This is a genomic window from Pseudomonas laurentiana (assembly GCF_014648275.1).
Classification (GTDB): Bacteria; Pseudomonadota; Gammaproteobacteria; order Pseudomonadales; family Pseudomonadaceae; genus Aquipseudomonas; species Aquipseudomonas laurentiana.
The window spans coordinates 1-760 of record NZ_BMQU01000109.1; the positions used below are offsets into that span (position 1 = coordinate 1).

General features: G+C 42.1%; 1 protein-coding gene. It reads right to left on the reverse strand.

Going from position 1 to position 760, the window contains the following annotated elements:
- Positions 1-47: 47 nt before the first annotated feature.
- Positions 48-760, reverse strand: a 713-nt coding sequence (locus IE038_RS25605; protein ID WP_229775741.1) for a photosystem I psaA/psaB family protein, incomplete at its 5' end; no start/stop codon positions are given.

Below are 760 nucleotides of genomic sequence, written 5' to 3' on the forward strand. Positions count from 1 at the left end.
GCGAAACTGGGATAAAGTTGAGCTAAAAGCGCACGATTTAAAATAAATTAATGAGGAAGCGGTATCTCTTGAGGGTCCACTCCAGCATCTAAGAGTTGATTAATAGGTAAAGAAACGTGTATTTGGTGTCCTGCCCAAGATAGAGAGCCAAGTCCTAGTAACCCTGCTAAATGGTGGTTCAACATGGATTCTACATCTTGAAACCAAGCCAATTTTGGAGCAGCTTTGTGATAATGGAACCAACCAGCAAAAAGCATTAACGCTGCAAAAATCAATGCACCAATTGCGGTGCAGTAAAGTTGCAATTCACTAGTTATTCCGGATGCTCGCCAAATTTGGAAGAACCCAGAGGTGATTTGTATTCCTCGAAAACCTCCACCCACATCTCCATTCAAAATTTCTTGGCCTACTATCGGCCAAACTACCTGAGCACTGGGTTTAATGTGAGTAGGATCGCCTAACCATGCTTCATAATCGGAGAAACGAGCACCGTGAAAGTACATCCCACTTAGCCAAATAAATATGATGGCTAATTGACCAAAATGAGCACTAAATACTTTGCGAGAGATCTCTTCCAAATCATTAGTATGGCTATCAAAATCGTGAGCATCAGCATGTAGGTTCCAGATCCAGGTGGTAGTATTGGGTCCCTTAGCTAGTGTCTTTGAGAAATGACCAGGTTTAGCCCATTTTTCAAATGAGGTTTTAACAGGATCCCTCTCCACTATGATCTTTACTTCTTCCGGTGAACGAATGGTCA